The following is an 18,497-nucleotide window of genomic DNA, read 5'->3' as shown; positions in this document are numbered from 1 at the left end:
CCCATATCTTTTTGGGAGCTCTCCCATTGTTCTTTCTGGCTTGTTGCCAGCATCGGTTCTTAGCCCCGCTCGACGTATCCGTTGAAGTGACGCCTGGCTGGCTTATCACCTCGGCCTTCGCGCCATCCTTCGTAGCTAACGCGGTTGCCTTCACGGGAGGTCGCAAACTGGACCTTGCCCGGCAGAGCAATCGGGGCCTCAAATTCGACAAACCAGTCACGGGGACCGTTGCTGCCAACTCCGGTTGCTGAATAGGCACGGGAGGCGGAGTACATGCCGTGGATGATCGGCTTTTTGAAGCCGAAGGGTCTCGACGTGAGGGAGTTTAGGTGGATTGGGTTTGCGTCACCGGAAACCTTTGCGTAGCGCTGTCCGGCGTCGGCTCCCAGCTTCCACTGGGCGGTTGGAATCCCGGGAGTGAACTCTTCCCTCTCGGGCCGTTCAGGGCGCGGCCCGCCCAGCTCGGAACCACGAACCAGGTAGCCTGCAGTGTCAACAAGGACCTCCTCGCCGTCAACAAGGACGGTTACCACGGAGTCGAGGAGCGTCCCCGCGTAGTGGGGGCGAGCATTGCCAATGCTGGCAATCATCTCCATCTCCTCACCGGCTTCGATACCTCTGGTCTGGGTGACCCGGTTCGTCATGTGGAGCATTCCCAGCAGGGGAAGCGGGAAGTCTTTCCGCACCAGTAGCGACATCGTGAGCGGGAAGCCGAGTGCGTGAATGTAGCCCGGATGCAGGTGGGTTGCCACCGAATCACCAACAAGGTGGGCGAAGTCAGCGTAGACGGCCCTGTCAGCGGTGACCTTTGCCCTGGCCTGAGTGTCGGGCAGGGTTCCTTCACTCTCCTTGCCCGCCTTCATGCGGACCGCCTGGAGGGCGGCCGCCGAGAACGTTTGGCCGAAAGTGGGAAGCTTGTCGTGCTCGATTACCATCATCGCCCCACAAGGTTTTGTCCACAGACCCGGAGGGTCTGTCCGACGTATCCGCCCGCGGGGAGGCTACCCAGGAACGAGACCGTTTCGGCGACGTCGAGGGGGAGACCACCCTGCTTGAGGGAGTTGCTACGGCGGAACACTTCGCGCTGAACGGCGGGGATCTTCCCCGTCATTTCAGTCTCAATAAAGCCCGGGGCAACGGCGTTAGCGGTGCCGCCGCGCTCGGCGAGGATCGGGCCGAGGGCCGCTACCATGCCCATGACGGCGGATTTCGAGTAGGCGTAGTTTGCCTGGCCAGCATTGCCGGCAACTCCGGAGGTGGAAGCCAGGGATACGAGACGGAACTGGTCGCCAATCCGGTCGGAGGCAAGCAGTGCATTGTTAATGCGGAGCTGGGCGGCAATGTTGACGTCAATGACGGAGTTCCAGCGGTCCTCGCTCATGTTGACGTAGTACTTATCGCGCGTAATTCCGGCATTGTGCACGAAGACGTTGACCTTGAGGTCACGCTTTGCGAGTTCCTCAACGATTCGTTCACCGGCGTTGTCGGCCGTGATGTCCATCTGCAACGGAATCGCGCCGATCTCGTTCGCGAGATCGGTGAGGGCGCTCCCCGCGGCGGGTACATCGAGGATGATGACCTTCGCACCGTCCCGGTGGAGGGTGCGTGCAATCGCTGCTCCGATGCCGCGGGCGGCACCGGTGACGAGGGCGACTCGGCCGGACAGGTGCTGTTCCCACAGGGTGGGGATGCCTCCGCCTTCGGCGGAGACCCGCAGGGTCTGACCGGTAATGAAGGCGGACTTGGCGGTGAGGAGGAAGCGAAGTGCTCCGATCACGGAGGAAGAGGTGAGTTCCACATCGTCGTCGACAAGGATCCCGTTGGCGGTGGTGCCGTAGCGAGCTTCCTTTGCAAGGGTGCGGATAAAGCCCTCGAGGCCGGCCCGGGCCGCGTTAACGGCCGGGTCATCCTCAAGCGGTGTGCGGGAGACCGTGATGACTCTCCCGCCCTTCTTCATCTTCTTGAATGCGGCAGGCAGTTCGGCGATGATCGGGCCGGTCTGGCCCGGCTCAACAATGTCGTCAAGGACGACAATGATTGAACCGATCTTGTCGAGTTCATCGCCGTGCCTGCGGACGTCCCCGTCCCAGGCTAGAAGCTGATTGGCGATATCCTCCGTGCCCTGCGAGTTACCGAGGACGAGCACGGGACCAAGGATCGGCTGCGGCCGATCCTTAAACCTTGGCAGGTCCGCCGGCTCAGGCAGGCCGGTTTTCTTGGCAATGAACTTGCCGGGACCGGACCGGACGAAGGACAGGTAGTCGAGCTTCATTGGTAGCCTTTCGGGGGTTTAGGTCAGCGTGCGGATTCGAGCAGGGCTACGGTGCCCTGTCCACCAGCTGCGCAAATGGAAATGAGGGCAAGCTTTCCGGGGCCCGCCTCGTAGAGCATCTTCGCCGTGGAGGCGACGATGCGGCCGCCCGTGGCAGCGAAGGGGTGGCCCGCCGCAAGCGAGGAGCCGTAGACGTTGAGCTTGGCGGGGTCGACCGTGCCAAAAGCACCGGGCAGGCCGAGTTCGTTCTTGCCAAACTCCTCGTCTTCCCACGCCTTGAGGATCATCGCGACGGTGGCCGCGAACGCCTCGTGGATTTCGACAAAGTCCATGTCGTCGAGGGTGAGGCCGTGACGCTCAAGCATTTCGGGGGCCGCGTACGCGGGTGCGGACAGCAGATCGGCGCCGTTCACGAAGTCAACTGACCGAGTGTGGATGTCGCGAATGTAGGCGAGCGGCTGGTGGCCGTGCTCGTTGGCCCACTCTTCGGAGGCGATAAGAACGGTGGAGGCACCATCGGACAGCGGAGTCGAGTTGCCCGCGGTCATGGTTCCCTCGGAGCCACCGAAGACAGGCTTGAGGGAGGCAAGCTTCTCCCTGGTCGAAACGCGGAGATTCTCGTCGCGGTCCAGGCCCTGGTAGCCGGTCATGAGGTCATCAAAGAAGCCCTTCTCGTAGGCCTCCATGAGGTTCTTGTGCGAGTTGTAGGCGATCTCGTCCTGCTCTTCGCGGGTGATACCCCAGCGCTCGGTGGAGAGCGCCTGGTGCTGGCCCATGTTCAGGCCGGTGCGGACCTCGGCAGCCGAGGGTGCGGACGGCTTGAGGTGGCCGGGGCGGATGTCCTTGAGAACCTTGAGCCGGTCCTTCGTGGTCTTCGCGGTATTGAGGCGGTGCAGGAGAGCCCGAAGGTCATTGCTGACCTCAATCGGAGCATCCGACGTGGAGTCAACGCCGCCGCCAACGCCAACCTCGATTTGTCCGAGGGCAATCTTGTTCGCGACCAGGCTGATGCCGTCGAGCCCCGTGGCGCAGGCCCGTTGAATATCGATGGCGGGTGTGCGGGAGTCGAGAGCCGATCCGAGGACTGCCTCGCGGGTCAGGTTGAAATCCTTGGCGTGCTTGAGCACAGCCCCTGCCGCGACGTCCCCCAGCAGTTCTCCCTGGAGAGAGAATCGCGCGACGAGTCCGTCGAGTGCTGCGGTCAGCATGTCCTGATTGCTGACATTCTTGTATGCCTTGCCAGCCCGGGCAAACGGAATCCTGTTTCCGCCGAGAACCGCAACATTGCGAGGATATTTCACGAGGTCTCCTTCGTTTTCCTTATATTTCAAAGGTATGCAATACCGAGAGTATCTGATACCGTCGGTTTTGTGAACCCTACTACATCGACCGACAGGCGATCAACGCGCTGGGACAGCCACCGTGAACAGCGGCGTGCCGAGCTTATCGACGTTGCTCGCAAGCTGATCCATACCGATGGTCCCGATGTGACCATGGCGGCGATCGCTGCCGCGAGCGGAACCTCGAAGTCGATTGTCTACCGGTACTTCCAGGATAAAGACGAGCTTAAGCGAGCGCTAGGTGATTCGATTTTGTCCCGGATGACACATCGCCTTGAAGAGGGCGTCCGGGCGGGATCCACCCCGGAAGAATCAATCAGGGCAATGGTTCGGATGTACGTGGATTCGGCGGCTAGTTCCACCAATGTTTACCGGTTCATCACTCAGCCCTCCGAGGGCCTCAACCAGTTCCTTGCCGACTGCTCCACTCTGATCGCGGAAGCGATGGATGACGAGCTACCGGAAGACCGCCGCGACTTGTGGGCGGTCGGAGCCACCGGATTCGTCAACGCCACGTTCAAGTGGTGGATGGAGTCGGACCGCTCGATGGACAAGGACAGCCTCATCACATTTATTGTTCAAGCACTGCTCACGGGAGTTCTCAATGACGACGACACTACCTCCAGTACCCACAGGAGCTAACGACGCAGGGGCCGTGGCCAATGCCACCGGCCCTATCTCGGCTAACGAGTCGAGCGAAAGCCCCACCGAATCCCATCTTCATGTCGACGACGATCACCGGATCGACATTAACGGCCTCACCAAGGTTCTTGACGGTAGGTGGCGCGACATGAGGGACTACGGCCGGTCGATTGCCGCTGATCCTGATTTCGCGCGGCCCATGAACATCTCCAAGGAAGATCACCGCGAACTAACGCTCCGACGACTGAAGAAGCTGGCGGAACGGAACTGGTCCGAGCAGATGCTCCCCAAGTCCCTCGGTGGCACGAATAATCCCGGCGGTAACCTTGCCGCTTTTGAGGAACTGGTTGCCGGTGACCCATCCGTGCAGATTAAGGCCGGTGTCCAGTTCGGGCTGTTCGCCTCCGCGATCCTCCACCTCGGCACCGAAGAGCACCACAAGAAGTGGCTGGCTCCGACCATGAGCCTCGATCTTCCCGGCGTGTACGCCATGACGGAGATCGGCCACGGATCCGATGTATCTGCCGTGGGAACCACGGCTACCTACGATCCGGAAACCGAAGAATTCGTCATCGACACACCCTTCCGGGCCGCCACAAAGGAGTTCCTCGGTAACGCAGCACTGCACGGGCACGCCGCGGTTGTGTTTGCCCATCTCATCACGAACGGCGTCAACCATGGCGTTCACTGCTTCTTCGTTCCGATCCGCGAGGACGGTAAGATCCTCCCCGGTGTTTCGGTCGAGGATGATGGCGAGAAGGGTGGTCTGAACGGTATCGACAACGGCCGGCTTGCCTTTGATCACGTGCGGGTCCCCCGCACGAACCTACTCAACCGTTACGGTGATGTGGCAGCGGACGGCACGTACAGCTCCGACATTGCCTCCCCCGGTCGCCGCTTCTTCACAATGCTGACCACCCTCGTCCAGGGCCGCGTATCCCTCTCGGGAGCGGCGATCAACGCTGCCGAACTGGCCCTCGGCATCGCCGTCACCTACGCAACTCAGCGCCGCCAGTTCGCCGACTTCACGGGAATCAACGAAGTGGTTCTTCTCGACTACCAGCTGCACCAGAAGCGACTCTTCCCGCTCCTCGCTCGCACATACGCCTCGGCCTTTGCTCAGGAGGATCTGCTCCAGGCGTTCCACGAGGTGTTCTCCGGTGAGGGAGATACGGAGGACAACCGCATTGACCTGGAGACCATGGCAGCGGCCCTGAAGCCCACCTCCTCCTGGCTGGCTCTCGACACCATCCAGGCATGCCGGGAGGCCTGCGGGGGTGCAGGGTACATGGCGGAGAACAGACTCGTTGGCCTCCACGACGACCTCGACGTTTACGCCACCTTCGAGGGAGACAACCACGTCCTCCTCCAGCTTGTTGGCAAGCGCCTCCTCGGTGAGTACGCCAACTCCATGAAGGACATGGACACGGGCAACGTCACCAAGTTCATTGCTTCACGGGCCGAAACAATCTCAACTCGACACACCCCCTGGCGCCGGCTCCTCCAGTCAGCCGCCGACCTTGGATCGGTCCGCCGAACGGCCGCCTCCCTACGGGACCCCTCGCTGCAGGTCGAACTGATCTCGTCCCGTGCCGAGGGCCTCATTGAAGAACTCAGCCTTGACCTGCGCCAAGCGTCCAGCATGTCCAAACAGGACGCGGCGGCTCTCGTCAACTCTCATCAGGCCGAGCTGATTGATGCAGCCAAGGCGCACGTTGACCTCATCCTTCTCACGGCCTTCAACAACGGTTTAGAGAAAATTGAGGACAAAGAAACGAAGGCAGTGCTCGTGCGTCTGCGCGACCTGTTCGCGCTGACAACAATCAAGCGGGAACTGGCCTGGTATCTCATGCATGGGCACCTCTCGCACGGCAGGGCACGCACCCTTGATGACTACATCAACCGCCTTCTTACAAAGATTAGGCCCCACGCCCTCGACCTCGTCGCGGCCTTCGGTTACACCCAGGAGCACTGGCGTGCCCCGATTTCCTCCGGTCTGGAACGGCAACGCCAGGAAGAAGCCGCAGACTATTACCGCAGACACCGAGCATCAAACGATGCACCAATCGATGAGAAGGTCCTCTACAAGAGGGAGCAGGACGCAAAGAAGAAGGCCGAACGGAATAAGGCTAGCTAGTTCCACCTCAACCGCCTCGTGCCTGAGACCCGAGTAATCGGAGCCCAGGTACGAGGCGGCCAAACATTCACCCGCAACGCCATCAATCCTGAGGGATAGGCCGGTTGTGGGCCACCAGTGTCACTACGTCAACCCTCCCGCCGTATAACACCGGCGGTGATGCCTCGGACGGAATCAGGTCAAGTGGCAACTGTTCACCAGGCTTCAGAATCGAGATGTTACCTGAGTGATGAAGCGCAATATTGAGAAAGCCCTCATCACCCTCCATGTCGGACTCACGGTAAGCGACAGTCGCAATAAGCCTTCCTGGAATCCTCCCGTTCCTTCAGCACTTTGAACCCACTTGTCAGCACATTTGCGCTTACATGAGCCAGATACATCACGATCCGATTATGAACGCGTCACAGCCGATAGATCCGGTTCTTCAAACCCAGCACTCAAGGCGCTGCGCTCTCTGTTAAGAACTGGAAGAGCGCCCTATGCACATTCCCAGCTATCATCGCCAAACAGTGAATACACGGCTACCTGCGGATGGATGAAAGCCACAGAAACCTACCCGCTGCTCACCACGAAGATCCTCTACCGCACAATTTAACACCTGTGTTTCAGGCAGTATGAACACTCTGACTCCTGAGTAGGTAGACAGCTTCCGGAACCCAACCGGAGATGCGCGTAAATCCGTAGGACGTAGAGAGCGGGCGCCACGAAGCAGTGAGATAGGTTCTACAATCCACACTCACCGCATCAAATTGCTCCCCGACTCGCTTCCAATCTGGGACTACGTCGATCTGCTTCAACGTACTGACATCTGGCCTACCACGTCCCTGTGCTGTCACCGTTGCAGGATAGCTCTCCACCAGCCTGATGAAATCTTCGCCTGACTTAATCCGGCAAACCCTCCGTTCATCCGGCACCGATTCCAGGTTCACGTACCGCCCCAAACGTTGAGCGAACTCCAACGCGCTGTCTTCGCAAAGAATTGTGTCATGCGGTAGCCCACCAATTAGCGGTAACGACTTTTTAAAGAGGTAAGCAGCGCGGAACAAGTTTGGCAGGCGAGTTCCATACCTATTCAAGTAAGTAGGCACCGACCACCACTCATTTAGGCTGGAATTCTCACCTAGCCGCAAATCGTTCTCAGCCCACGAGAGCTCAGCCGCTAAAATGTACCGGCCAAGAGTGCCCTCATCAATCACCGTGAGAAGGTCCCTTTCAAACATGTCGACCGAATGCAAAACCACTTCTTGAGGGAGTCCCGCCGTGAGCGGTTCGCTCGAACCACCAATCATTCGCAGTAGCTCAGAAAACAGTCGCAGTGTCTCAACCTCACCAGGAAGCTCTCCCGCTATCTCCACCATTGAGCGATAGGCGATCTCTGCTTCCTCGAGTAACCAAGGCCAGCGATCGTTCCTCGCCACTGGCGAAAGATCAAACTTTTCTCTCCCAGTCACGTGCAACGCAGAAATCCAGGCACACAGGTTGGGACTCAACTCAGTATCCATCTAAATCCCGCTTATTCATCGACTACAGCAGCTATTGTGAAACAACCCTTTGACTGCCGCCCTATTTCAACATCGCTAGACAAAACAATATTGGACCTTACATGACAGAACTGCGCTAAAGCACTGAATTTAGCATGTTTGTTCTCCAGCAATTTACAAATGGGCATCTTGCCTAAATAAACAGAAATTCAGAGACATTTAACAATCTCCCATATTGCTAGCGCGATGTTTCCACAGCGAAGAGAGTAATGACAATGTGTCGGGCCTTCTTGGTGCACCTTGCGGGAATGGTTGATGGCAATCTCCAGGAATTATTTACCAAGAGGCGTGAACAGAGTGCAGTATGACATCAGCAACTTAGCTACTGGCGAGCTATTAAATATCGCACGACGAAGAGTACGCATCTTGTATGGGGCTTGGGCATGCCATACTTTCCCACCCAGTGGCAGATAGAAGCGATAGGAAGAAGTGCTACTGCTCCAAGTACCGCGACCGGCTCATTTAGGAGTCCCTCCTAACTTCCCCCAATCTCGATAGATTCGGTTTTAGGATCTAGGTAGTCAACGCTAGGACACCGATGAGCAACTTCATTTTTGTTTCACCTGATTTCCCACAGATCAACATCAATCTGTGCGAACATCTTGCCGCCTCGGGTGTCCGTGTCCTCGGCATCGGGGATGCTGAGTATGACGGGTTGGATCACCGCCTCAAGTCGTCTCTAGCTGAGTATTACCGGGTGACCAGCCTCGAAGACTACGGTGAGGTATATCGAGCGGTCGCCTACTTTGCCCATACGTACGGTAAACCGTCCCGCCTTGAATCCAACAACTCGTATTGGCTCAGTCAGGATGCTCAGCTGCGGCGCGATTTTAATATCCCAGGGATCATCTGGGGCAGCTCCGATGCTGATTCGCTCGACATTGTTCGCGAGGCAGGTATCCCTACCGGTGAAGCATCGGGTCCCGTCCTGTCCTGGGACGGGTTTGTCGGAGCCGAACGGGAAGTCCTTTTCGAAGGGATTACAGCATGGCCTGCGGTGTCATCAACGGAATATGCATACCGCACTCTCAGCCTTGTTCCGGAAGTCATGAGCCAGATCGGACGCGACGTTGCTACGGCACTGCGTGCCAAGCTCACTTTCCTGCACGTTCAAATCGCTTTCCCACCTGATGCAGAACCTCGGATTATCCGGGTATCGCGGTCCGCTCCCCCGGCGTTCACGCTTGACATGCATAACTACGCTCAGGAACTCGACTCCTACCAGGTTTATGCGGCGGCAATCGCGTCACTCGATCCCCTTCTTAACCCAGTTGTTCCCCAACCGAACGGAAACCGGGGGATCGCGGTTTACGCATCACGGCAGGACGATGTCACCTACCGCCTCCATGCGAATGCACTTCACTCCCGATGGCAAACAAACATTCGGCTTGTTGAACGTAATCCCGAACAGTACCGGCGGGGAATGGGAGATACCTTCTATATCGCAGTCGTTGATACCGAGGAGGCTGCGGACAACTTTATTGCCGACGTTACGAAGCGAGCTGACTAGGTCAATGTGCACTGGCTGAACTTCTCCGGGACGCCATGAACAGGGCGTGATTCGGGGAGGACCACCGGGCAGTTTAGGAGTTAGTACAGCTCATATCTAACCTGAAGGTGCTCATGACACACGTGAACGCATGACTCCCAGGAGCTCAGGCGTTGCCCCTCACCGTGCAGCCAGCCCATTCATTCCAAGGTTTTGATTGCCCCGCACCGTTAGAACCGGTAGCTGAGCGGCGTTGTGCCGTAGAAAGGGCAGGTAGCGAGAACGCTGCCGTTCCAGCTGTAGTCCTGCATGCCCTGCATCATCCCCAGAACCTCCACCTGTGCGCTGTGGTTGACCGGGTCGGGCACGTCCGCGAGCGCAGCTGGAAGGTTCGGTGCCCGGCTTGGGCGGATGTTGGACAGGACCGACATGCCCCGCATGGTCTCCAGGGGCCCGGTGGTTTGCTCGCCCCGCCAAAAGCCTCGCACCGTCCAGGCTTCCTGCCCGCCGAAGGAACCGGCAAGGTCCGGGGCCCACGAGGGCTTCGCATAACGACGGGTTTCGCAAGTGTTTGCGGAATTGGTTTGTGCTGACTTATCGTCGTGGCCGGTGATCGCCAGGCGTTGGCTGTCGAAGCCGACAAGGCGTGCCCACGAGCCGTTTTCGCGAGCAAGCAGGCCGTGGCTGTCGAAGATGAAGCGGCGTTGCTCCGTCGGGGTGCCGCTGGCGGCTTCTGCCATGGCGGCAATAGCCCATCCCCACACGAGCTGCCGGTTCGCGTTGTGAAGCTTCTCTTCGATGTTCGCTCGGCGCGGCGCAATATCGTAGGGCCCGAAGACAGCGTCGAGCGGCCTGGGCTTGCCGGGCACGTACTCGTTCCAGAGCCGACCAACAAGGTCGAGGGCCGCACTGATGCCGCGATCTTCTGGTTCGAGGAGATGGACGTGACTGTGTAGCGCATGCAGCGAGGCGGCGGACCGGACCCGATTCAGTGTGGGCTCCGGCTGAGTGAGAGCATTCCACGCAGCAGAACTCAAGGAGTCCATATCGGCAATGACTAGAACATCGGGTTCCCAGCGGGGCAGCATCTCTCTGAAATGCTTACGAGTCCCCTCATTGTTTAAGACCGGAGCAATGTCATCGGCAATACCGTCGGTGAGCCAGGGCCGCTCCAGATCTGCAATGGCGACATGACCGGCCTCTTCGAGTTCGATACGGCCCTTCGAGGTTTCCCAGCGACCTGGCTGGCCCCACGCAACGAGGGCCGGGCGAGCGGTAATGTCGAAGGCTCCCTGCACCCATTCCGGTGCGGTGTCGACGTGGATCCAGGGATCAACATCTGAGGAACCGGCGACGATCATCCATTCGGCACAGTCATCACCGAGAGCTTGGAAAGTTAAGACTCCCACTGGTAGCCCAACCCCATCGTGGAGAGCCCTGCCGCCGAATGCTACATCGACAATGTTGAGGATCCCTGTGCGGGCAACAACAGCGCGGAATTCGTCGACGAGACTTGCCCGGGTGGCATGTCTCGTTCCTCTGTCCGCCATTGTCATGTATCTACTGTTAACTGGCAAAGTTAACCGGAGGTGACCAACTGACAAGGATCTGTCGTGAAATAGGTGACAGGTTAAGTAAATAACACTGATCTGGCACCGAAAAACTCTCATTGGGCATGCATCTGAAAGCTTTCAGTCATTTCACAGCCGACTGGGATGTCATTTTGTCGCAATTCACGACGGTATCGCCGCCCCCACATTAAGCCCCTTGTGCCATGATTTCGCTATCGCCGCAGACAGCGGTAACCGGGGCGGTCAGCACTCCATCTGACTGTCAAGCAAGAGGGTCGCGAGCTGCACAGCCAAGAAGCTTGATCCCTAACTGGCCGGCCAGTTCCAGCCAAAGTGGACCACGATCCCGACGGGAGAAACAGGATGACAGGTAACGAAAACCTTCGAATCCTCATAGCCGGTTCCTCCGGGTCCGGCAAGACTTCCCTGTGCCGGGAACTATCTCTGGCACTCAATCTGCCCTTCACGGAAATCGACTACCTCTACCACGGGCAGGGCTGGATACCGTTGCCGGACTTTGAAGAGCGAGTTGATGAGCTGACCCGTGGGCAACGGTGGGTGATGGAGTGGAGTACCGGTCCGCGCACTCGCTCCTTCTGGAGAGGGCCACTCACGTTGTGTTCCTCAACTATCCCGCCCGTATCCAGATGTACCAGGTCATCAATCGAACAATTCACCGTTCGCTACGGCGCACTGTCCTGTGGAACGGCAATATTGAGTCTCCGTTGCGCACCTTCTTCACCAACCGGCAACACATTCTCCGGCGAGCGTGGTCAACCCGAAACAAACTCCAAAGTTTCATCAACTCCCATCAACAGATGTTCGAGCACGTCGAAGTTCTCGTCTTCACGCATCCTTCTCAGGCTCGGCGCTGGCTCGAACTACAATCACTACATGAGTGAAAGCGTTCGAGTCGACGTGTGGCTATGGGCCGTGCGGCAGTTAAAGACGCGCACACTCGCCACAAATACGGCAAAGGCGGGACATGTGCGGGTCAACGGAGATCCCGCAAAGCCAGCCCAGAAAGTAAAAGTTGGGGATGAAATCCGACTGCGGATCGAAGGACAGGACAGAATCCTTGAAGTCACGAAACTCATCGTGAAAAGGACGAGCGCCCCGATTGCACAGGGGTGCTACATCGACCACACGCCACCACGGGAAAAGGTGTTCATGCCTCCGCTGTTCAAGCGAGAACGTGGGGCGGGGCGCCCCACGAAGAAGGAACGTAGGGAAATGGACAGGCTGCGAGGCTTGGATGCCAACTGGGGACGCTTCGAAGACTGAGACTCAATCGCTGTCCTTCAGCCCGGCACCTCGCACCGGGGCGCCCTGGAGTGTCTGTCCCTTGTTGATGTACCGACTTTCATATCGGGTTACCTACCTCCACCTGTCGTTTAGCCATTTCACAGGTAGCTTCGCCGTGGTTTCTGCGACACCGCGGACCCGTGCATCTGCGATACCAGCGCGCGCGGTTACACACATTCGGTCGGCGACACTCTGACCTGCTCAGGATCCCCCAAGACTTTGTCACAACCTTTCTCCACATCCACAGGCGGCTCACTCCTCACCTGTTGAAAGACATACGTGTAACTCAAAATCTCCAATCCTATCCACAAAGTTATCCACCGGTCATCCACAGAAATTCACAGAAAAACCGGGGTTATCCACCGAAAAACGGTAGTTATCCACAGACAAAGGTCAAAAGTCGAGACTATGTCCGCAGGCCCGTGCGGTAGTCTCTAAACATGCGTGAGATGCAGGAAAAGATCATTGCGGAGCTCGGAGTTAAGCCCGTTATCGACCCCGCGGAGGAGATCGAAAAGCGAGTCCAGTTCCTTGCCGACTACCTGGGGGCGACGGGGGCCCGCGGATTCGTTCTTGGGATCTCCGGTGGAGTTGATTCCACGCTCGGTGGGCGTCTCGCCCAGCTCGCAGTTGAACGGGTAAGAAAGAGTGGCGGAGGAGTCCAGTTCTTTGCCGTCCGGCTTCCCCACCACATACAGGCCGATGAGGATGACGCGCAGGGCGCACTCGATTTCATTAACCCGGACCGCAGGATCACGATCAACATTGGGCCGGCCGTGGACGCCTTCGAAAAGGAATACGACCTTGCGGCCGATCAGCGCATGTCGGATTTCAACAAGGGCAATACGAAGGCCCGAATGAGGATGATTGCCCAGTACGCGGTGGGCGGCGACGAAAACCTTCTCGTCATCGGCACCGATCACGCGGCCGAAGCAGTGACGGGCTTCTACACCAAGTACGGTGACGGTGGAGCCGACATCACTCCCCTCGCAGGCCTCAATAAACGCCAAGTCCGGGCCGTCACCCAAGCCCTTGGTGGACCCGAATACCTGTGGAACAAGGTGCCGACCGCCGACCTGCTCGATGATAATCCGATGCGAACTGACGAGGACGAGCTCGGCCTTCACTACGCCGACATCGACGACTATCTCGAGGGCAAGGACGTTCCCGAAGCAATTGCGGAAGCAATTGAACGGTACTTTGTTCGTTCCCAGCACAAGAGGCGCATGCCCGCAACTCCCTCCGACACGTGGTGGCGTTGAAACTTCGCCCGTTCTAGGAGGACGCTCGCTGACCGAACTCTGTTACCGACCTTCGTCTGCTTACCCCCGGCCACACTCATATAAGCTAAGTCACACACCATCGTATTCAATGGAGAAGGCAGGGGCTATGGCAAACGTTGCGCTCGTCGGAACTTTCGACACCAAAGGTCGGGAGTTTGAGTTTTGTCGAGAGATCTTTGAGGAGCAAAATATTTCCACCACCATGATCCACGCGGGACGTTCCCCTCGGAGATCCCAACCGATATTTCCAATGACGTCGTCGCCAGTGCGGGCGGTGCCGAACTCACCGCACTTATTGATTCCAAGGATCGCGGAGCCTCTATGGCTGCCATGACATCCGGGGTGCGAACGATTATCTCGGACCTGTACGCCAAGGGCACGATCGATGCCGTGTTCTCGCTCGGCGGCTCGGGGGAACGGCCCTGGCCACGGCGGGCATGAGGGAGCTTCCCGTCGGAGTGCCAAAAGTCATGGTGTCGACGATGGCTGGAGGAAATGTTGCTGAGTATGTCGGGACCTCCGATCTCGCCATGTTCCCCTCAATCGTGGACGTCCAGGGACTAAACTCAATCCTTCAGGATGTTCTGACCAATGCGGTTCATGCGACAATCGGCATGCTCAAGAGCACCCGCGAAGAGCACGAGAACGCGAAACCGCAAATCGCTGCAACGATGTTCGGCGTCACCACTCCCTGCGTTTCCCACGCCCAAGAGTATCTTGAGGAGCGCGGCTATGACGTTGTCGTTTTCCACGCGACGGGTGCGGGCGGCCGTTCTATGGAGAAACTCATCGAAGACGGTTACTTCGTTGGGGTTCTCGACCTGACAACGACGGAATGGTGCGATGAGCTCTTTGGCGGGATTCTCGCCGCGGGGCCGAACAGGAGCGAGGCCGCATCGAAAGCCGGTTTACCTCAGGTCGTGTCCGTTGGCGCAATGGACATGGTGAATTTCGGTAGTCCCGAGTCAGTCCCGGAACGCTATAGCAGCCGAAACTTCTATCCGCACAATCCACAGGTCACGCTGATGCGGACAACGCCGGAGGAGAACGCTCAACTCGGCACAACTCTCGGTGAGAAGCTGAACCTCGCCGAGGCACCCACCGACGTCCTACTTCCGCTACGCGGCGTCTCGGCAATCGCAACGGAAGGCGGCCCCTTCTACGATCCGGAGGCGGACCGAGTTCTCTTCGACTCCTTGACTACCACAGTCACAAACCCGCACGTCACAATCGAAACCATGGATACCGATATTAACGATCCAGCATTCGCCGAAGCGGCGGCGGAGAAACTCATTGCACTTATCAACAACTCGAAAGGAATTCAGAAATGAACACTCAAAGCCGTGAGGAGATTGTCGCGGGCTTCACCTCCAAAGTTGAGAAGAACGAAGTTCTCCTCGGTGTTGGCGCCGGCACCGGCATCACAGCCAAGTCGTCCGAGGCTGGCGGTGCTGACCTGCTCATCATCTACAACTCCGGCCGTTTCCGCATGGCGGGGCGCGGGTCCCTGTCCGGCCTCATGCCCTATGGCGATGCCAACGCGATCGTCGTGGAAATGGGATCCGAGGTTCTTCCCGTCGTCACGAACACCCCCGTTCTCGCGGGCGTCTGCGGCACAGATCCGTTCCGCATCATGCCGAGCTTCCTCCGGGACCTGAAGGCCCAAGGCTTCTCCGGTGTTCAGAACTTCCCGACCGTTGGCCTGATCGATGGCGTGTTCCGTCAAAACCTCGAAGAGACGGGCATGGGCTACGGCCTCGAAGTGGAGATGATCCGGGAGGCCCATAACCTTGGAATGCTTACCTGCCCCTACGTCTTCAATGCTGACGACGCAAAGGCAATGGCCGAGGCCGGTGCTGACGTCCTCGTTGCGCACATGGGTCTCACAACCAAGGGCACGATCGGCGCACAGACCGCCCTCACCCTCGATGACTGCGTCGATCGCATCAGGGACATCATTGCGGCCGGTAAGGAAGTAAATCCTGATGTCCTCGTTATCTGCCACGGCGGCCCGATTGCCGAGCCGACCGATGCCGAGTATGTCATCAAGGCACTTCCGGAACTGGCCGGCTTCTTCGGCGCTTCCTCGATTGAGCGCTTCGCAGCCGAGCGAGGAATCAAGGCGCAGACCGAGGAGTTCAAGGCCATCACTCGCTAACCGCTCACGCGGTCACCGAGCCTCAATGCAATAGCAGGGGCGGTGGATGGGCCAAAAAGCCTTTTCCACCGCCCCTGCGCCGTTGGCTGCTCGACCTTCTTGGGAGATCGTGGCCGAGCCTTCTTCTGAGACTTATTCCTCCCTGGAGGATCGGCCATCGAGCCTCGCTTTAGGCGTGCTGATCCTCAGCCTGGTTATCGGGCTGGACCGACCATTCCGGGGGAACGTCAACGCCCGACTCCTCGTCACGCTCCGCATCTTCATCAGTTTCGTGGATGATTCCAGCAGCGTGGTGGACGGGTGCGTAGATGGTGTAGAGCTGTAGCGGCTCATTGCCCGTGTTGATGACGTCATGCCAAGTTCCGGCGGGGACCTGGATGGACCAACCATCCGAGACTTCCTGCTCGAAGTTCAGGTTGTCTTCCGTCGGACCCATGACGCACTTGCCAACGCCGGCGTCGAGGCGGAGGAACTGGTCGGTGTCCGGATGTGCCTCCAGGCCGATTGATTCCCCGGGCTTGATGGACATGAGAGTAACCTGAAGGTACTTCCCTGACCAGACCGTTGTCCGATAGTTCGTGTTGTCGCGCGTAGCATTCTCAATATCGAATGCGTGGGGCGCGGGGCCAATATCCTTGATCGTCATCGCTTCCGTAACCTTCCAATCGAACGTGTGCTTCAAGTTTACTCCCCGGCGCTACAAATTCCTCGCAAAACCGGGAAAAGACCGACATTCCGCCGATTTGGGATACTCGCCTTTACCCAACCTCGATCGTGGCTATATCGCGTGCCACTTCGATCAGGGCAGCGGGCGAATGTGGTCCCGACGTCAGTTCACTCGGTAACGACTCCGGTTTACTCGGCTACTTCTTTGCCTTCCATCAGTCGCGCGACATAGCGGGCGATGACATCGACTTCGAGGTTAACCCGATCTCCGATCTGCAGCCCTCCCAGGATCGTTGCTCCGAGCGTGGCGGGAATGAGCGAAACGGAAAAGCTGTTCTCGGTCACCGCGGTGACCGTTAGCGAAACTCCCGAGACCGTCATCGACCCCTTTTCGGCAACAAGGTAAGCAAGGTCCGCTGGCATCGAGAAGGTCAGGTCCTCCCATCGGCCACCATCGGTGCGGGTCAGTAGCTCTCCCATGCCATCAACATGCCCCTGAACAATATGACCACCGAGCCGAGCTCCCGCAGGTAGGGCTCTCTCGAGATTCACCGAGGTTCCGGTGGCAGCACGGCCAAGAGTTGTTCTGGTCAGCGTCTCCGGGACCGCCTCAACCGTGAACCTACCTTCACCGGGAAGATCAACAACCGTCAGGCATACTCCGTCAACGGAGATCGAGTCACCCAGTCCAGCATCGGATGCCACAAGAGGGCCGCTGATCTCAATCTGTACTTCCCCGCCTTCCTGGGGAATGATCTCAAGAAGAGTTCCGATTTCTTCAACAAGCCCGGTGAACACGCTGGCCTCCTTTGACTGAGCCGCTCGCAAACCATTTGATGTCTGCCAGGCGGTGGGTTTTCCGCTAGATTCCGCCAGTCTAACAGTAGGCGTGAATCTCCTACGGGTCCTATTACCTCTCGGAGTTGTGCCTGTAGTTAGTTCTGCTTAGAGAGCGCGAGGAGGCGGTCAAGGTCGAGGAACGTCACCGTTTTCGGTGTCTGACTGATAATCCCAGCCTCGGTCAACGAACGGAGTTGCCTGCTCAGAGACTCTGGGCTTGTATCCAGAAGGGAAGCAATGTCCTTCTTTGCGAGAGGAAGACGGACTGTAAGGTTGCCGTCGTCTGCCCGCTGGGCAGGAAGATCGAGGAGGTAGTCGGCAAGTCGGGAACTTACGTCACCGGAGATCACGGCCTCGAGCCGGTTTTCTGCTTGTTGTAGCCTCTGGCTGACGCCCTGAAGCATGCGGAGTGCGATGCTTGGGTGCTTCGCTACGAGCTTGCCAAGGTCGCGGTGGCGGAACACGCACAATTCGGCAGGCTCAAGGGCAGTAGCCGAATGGTCGGGGCGGGCTCCCGTCAGGAATGCGGATTCACCGATAAAGTCGCCGGGGCCGAGGACTCGGATGATCTGCTCATGACCATCTGCAGTGGTGCGGGAAATCTTGACGTAGCCCGTGTGGACCACCATGAGCTGAGAGATGCTGCTTCCCGTTGTGTAAAGGCTTTCTGACCGGGACTTCTTCGTCGGCTGCGCCACGCCGGCAACGTCGAGCTGCTCTTCGTAGGAGAGCCCTTGAAACAGCGGAACCCTGCTGACACACAGGTCGCTCTCCCGGGTCTCGGCATCCGTACTCATCGCATTCCTTCCCTTTGACCCCATAGCCCGTTCGGCTACGAGGCCACAAGCTAAGTAACCGTCCCACCACCCTATGCCCCTAGAAGCTAATCGCGCCCCGATACGGCGACGAGACCTGCATTCCTTCACAAGTGGAGCCAGGTAGCACTGCTCCATCTACACCACCGACACTATGGGGAATACAAACGATCCGCCTTGATCCAGATCAAGTTGGAACTCCGATTGATGAACAAACAGGCGAAGAGTTCGGCAAACCCGTGCTCGCGTCATAACCCATCGCATGTACGCCGCTGTGCCCGTGTCACGGCTCGATTCCTAGGAATGAGGAAACGGCGAGATCCTCTCGGTATCTCGCCGTTTCCGGTGGTGCGCAAGGGGGGAGTTGAACCCCCACGCCCTCACGGGCACACGGACCTGAACCGTGCGCGTCTGCCTATTCCGCCACTTGCGCAGTGC

14 protein-coding genes, 1 tRNA gene and 1 pseudogene are annotated in these 18,497 nt (G+C 58.4%); 7 read left to right on the top strand and 9 right to left on the bottom strand.

From position 1 onward, the window contains the following. Positions 1 to 59 precede the first annotated feature (59 nt). From EJ997_RS09825 to EJ997_RS09815, 3 genes are read right to left on the bottom strand one after another with little or no spacing between them, the layout of a single operon-like run. A complete protein-coding gene (locus EJ997_RS09825) occupies positions 60 to 938 on the bottom strand; it encodes a MaoC/PaaZ C-terminal domain-containing protein (RefSeq protein WP_126704392.1) in 879 nt (292 codons plus the stop codon). Then, positions 935 to 2,272: a 3-oxoacyl-ACP reductase gene (locus EJ997_RS09820; protein WP_126704391.1), complete on the bottom strand. Its 1,338-nt coding sequence runs from the start codon at positions 2,270 to 2,272 to the stop codon at positions 935 to 937. Before EJ997_RS09820 ends, EJ997_RS09825 begins: the two co-directional genes overlap by 4 nt. A 23-nt stretch (positions 2,273 to 2,295) precedes the next feature. Beyond that, complete coding sequence (locus EJ997_RS09815) at positions 2,296 to 3,573, bottom strand: acetyl-CoA C-acetyltransferase (RefSeq protein WP_206501641.1); 1,278 nt, start codon at positions 3,571 to 3,573, stop codon at positions 2,296 to 2,298. A gap of 69 nt (positions 3,574 to 3,642) precedes the next feature. Between EJ997_RS09815 and EJ997_RS09810 the strand changes: the two genes are divergently transcribed. Further along, positions 3,643 to 4,254 carry a TetR/AcrR family transcriptional regulator gene (locus EJ997_RS09810; protein ID WP_126704389.1) on the top strand — a complete coding sequence of 204 codons (612 nt, stop codon included), beginning with the start codon at positions 3,643 to 3,645 and terminating at the stop codon, positions 4,252 to 4,254. Further along, a complete protein-coding gene (locus EJ997_RS09805) occupies positions 4,217 to 6,391 on the top strand; it encodes an acyl-CoA dehydrogenase family protein (RefSeq protein ID WP_126704388.1) in 2,175 nt (724 codons plus the stop codon). The genes EJ997_RS09810 and EJ997_RS09805 overlap by 38 nt, the downstream gene beginning before the upstream one ends. A 605-nt stretch (positions 6,392 to 6,996) precedes the next feature. Here the strand turns inward: EJ997_RS09805 and EJ997_RS09800 are convergent. Then, positions 6,997 to 7,893: a hypothetical protein gene (locus tag EJ997_RS09800; RefSeq protein ID WP_126704387.1), complete on the bottom strand. Its 897-nt coding sequence runs from the start codon at positions 7,891 to 7,893 to the stop codon at positions 6,997 to 6,999. A gap of 577 nt (positions 7,894 to 8,470) precedes the next feature. Between EJ997_RS09800 and EJ997_RS09795 the strand changes: the two genes are divergently transcribed. Continuing rightward, positions 8,471 to 9,442: a hypothetical protein gene (locus EJ997_RS09795; RefSeq protein WP_126704386.1), complete on the top strand. Its 972-nt coding sequence runs from the start codon at positions 8,471 to 8,473 to the stop codon at positions 9,440 to 9,442. Between the two features lie 209 nt (positions 9,443 to 9,651). Here EJ997_RS09795 and EJ997_RS09790 read toward each other — a convergent pair whose 3' ends face one another. Beyond that, positions 9,652 to 10,977: a hypothetical protein gene (locus tag EJ997_RS09790; protein WP_126704385.1), complete on the bottom strand. Its 1,326-nt coding sequence runs from the start codon at positions 10,975 to 10,977 to the stop codon at positions 9,652 to 9,654. A gap of 909 nt (positions 10,978 to 11,886) precedes the next feature. Between EJ997_RS09790 and EJ997_RS09785 the strand changes: the two genes are divergently transcribed. The 4 genes and pseudogenes from EJ997_RS09785 to EJ997_RS09770 all read left to right on the top strand — a co-directional run bounded on the left by EJ997_RS09785 (position 11,887) and on the right by EJ997_RS09770 (position 15,738). Beyond that, positions 11,887 to 12,276, top strand: coding sequence for an RNA-binding S4 domain-containing protein (locus EJ997_RS09785; RefSeq protein WP_126704384.1), 390 nt, complete (start codon positions 11,887 to 11,889; stop codon positions 12,274 to 12,276). Positions 12,277 to 12,737: 461 nt separating this feature from the next. Then, the gene (gene nadE / locus EJ997_RS09780; protein WP_126704383.1) at positions 12,738 to 13,559 is read left to right on the top strand and encodes an ammonia-dependent NAD(+) synthetase; all 822 of its coding nucleotides are present in this window, start codon (positions 12,738 to 12,740) and stop codon (positions 13,557 to 13,559) included. Between the two features lie 109 nt (positions 13,560 to 13,668). Beyond that, positions 13,669 to 14,911: pseudogene (locus EJ997_RS09775) on the top strand (Tm-1-like ATP-binding domain-containing protein). Next, positions 14,908 to 15,738: a phosphoenolpyruvate hydrolase family protein gene (locus tag EJ997_RS09770; protein ID WP_126704382.1), complete on the top strand. Its 831-nt coding sequence runs from the start codon at positions 14,908 to 14,910 to the stop codon at positions 15,736 to 15,738. Before EJ997_RS09775 ends, EJ997_RS09770 begins: the two are co-directional and overlap by 4 nt. A 169-nt stretch (positions 15,739 to 15,907) precedes the next feature. Here the strand turns inward: EJ997_RS09770 and EJ997_RS09765 are convergent, their stop codons facing one another. The 4 genes from EJ997_RS09765 to EJ997_RS09750 form a co-directional block, all read right to left on the bottom strand. Next, complete coding sequence (locus tag EJ997_RS09765) at positions 15,908 to 16,384, bottom strand: cupin domain-containing protein (protein ID WP_126704381.1); 477 nt, start codon at positions 16,382 to 16,384, stop codon at positions 15,908 to 15,910. Positions 16,385 to 16,593: 209 nt separating this feature from the next. Further along, positions 16,594 to 17,202 (bottom strand): riboflavin synthase, encoded by a 609-nt coding sequence (locus EJ997_RS09760; protein ID WP_126704380.1) that lies wholly within the window; start codon positions 17,200 to 17,202, stop codon positions 16,594 to 16,596. 137 nt (positions 17,203 to 17,339) lie between these two features. Beyond that, complete coding sequence (locus EJ997_RS09755) at positions 17,340 to 18,041, bottom strand: Crp/Fnr family transcriptional regulator (protein ID WP_126704379.1); 702 nt, start codon at positions 18,039 to 18,041, stop codon at positions 17,340 to 17,342. Between the two features lie 364 nt (positions 18,042 to 18,405). Beyond that, positions 18,406 to 18,492, bottom strand: a tRNA-Leu gene (locus EJ997_RS09750). Between the last annotated feature and the right edge of the window lie 5 nt (positions 18,493 to 18,497).

This window comes from Flaviflexus ciconiae, assembly GCF_003971195.1.
In the GTDB taxonomy this organism is placed as follows: domain Bacteria; phylum Actinomycetota; class Actinomycetes; order Actinomycetales; family Actinomycetaceae; genus Flaviflexus; species Flaviflexus ciconiae.
The sequence above is the reverse complement of the archived record's forward strand: the minus strand, read 5'-3'. Positions and strand labels throughout refer to the sequence as shown.

Bases quoted from the DNA above. Each gene is read 5' to 3' on its own strand.
- EJ997_RS09825 (WP_126704392.1), bottom strand. From the start codon at position 938: ATGATGGTAATCGAGCACGACAAGCTTCCCACTTTCGGCCAAACGTTC.
- EJ997_RS09820 (WP_126704391.1), bottom strand. From the start codon at position 2,272: ATGAAGCTCGACTACCTGTCCTTCGTCCGGTCCGGTCCCGGCAAGTTC.
- EJ997_RS09805 (WP_126704388.1), top strand. From the start codon at position 4,217: ATGACGACGACACTACCTCCAGTACCCACAGGAGCTAACGACGCAGGG.
- EJ997_RS09800 (WP_126704387.1), bottom strand. From the start codon at position 7,893: ATGGATACTGAGTTGAGTCCCAACCTGTGTGCCTGGATTTCTGCGTTG.
- EJ997_RS09795 (WP_126704386.1), top strand. From the start codon at position 8,471: ATGAGCAACTTCATTTTTGTTTCACCTGATTTCCCACAGATCAACATC.
- EJ997_RS09790 (WP_126704385.1), bottom strand. From the start codon at position 10,977: ATGACAATGGCGGACAGAGGAACGAGACATGCCACCCGGGCAAGTCTC.
- EJ997_RS09785 (WP_126704384.1), top strand. From the start codon at position 11,887: ATGAGTGAAAGCGTTCGAGTCGACGTGTGGCTATGGGCCGTGCGGCAG.
- nadE (WP_126704383.1), top strand. From the start codon at position 12,738: ATGCGTGAGATGCAGGAAAAGATCATTGCGGAGCTCGGAGTTAAGCCC.
- EJ997_RS09770 (WP_126704382.1), top strand. From the start codon at position 14,908: ATGAACACTCAAAGCCGTGAGGAGATTGTCGCGGGCTTCACCTCCAAA.
- EJ997_RS09765 (WP_126704381.1), bottom strand. From the start codon at position 16,384: ATGACGATCAAGGATATTGGCCCCGCGCCCCACGCATTCGATATTGAG.
- EJ997_RS09755 (WP_126704379.1), bottom strand. From the start codon at position 18,041: ATGAGTACGGATGCCGAGACCCGGGAGAGCGACCTGTGTGTCAGCAGG.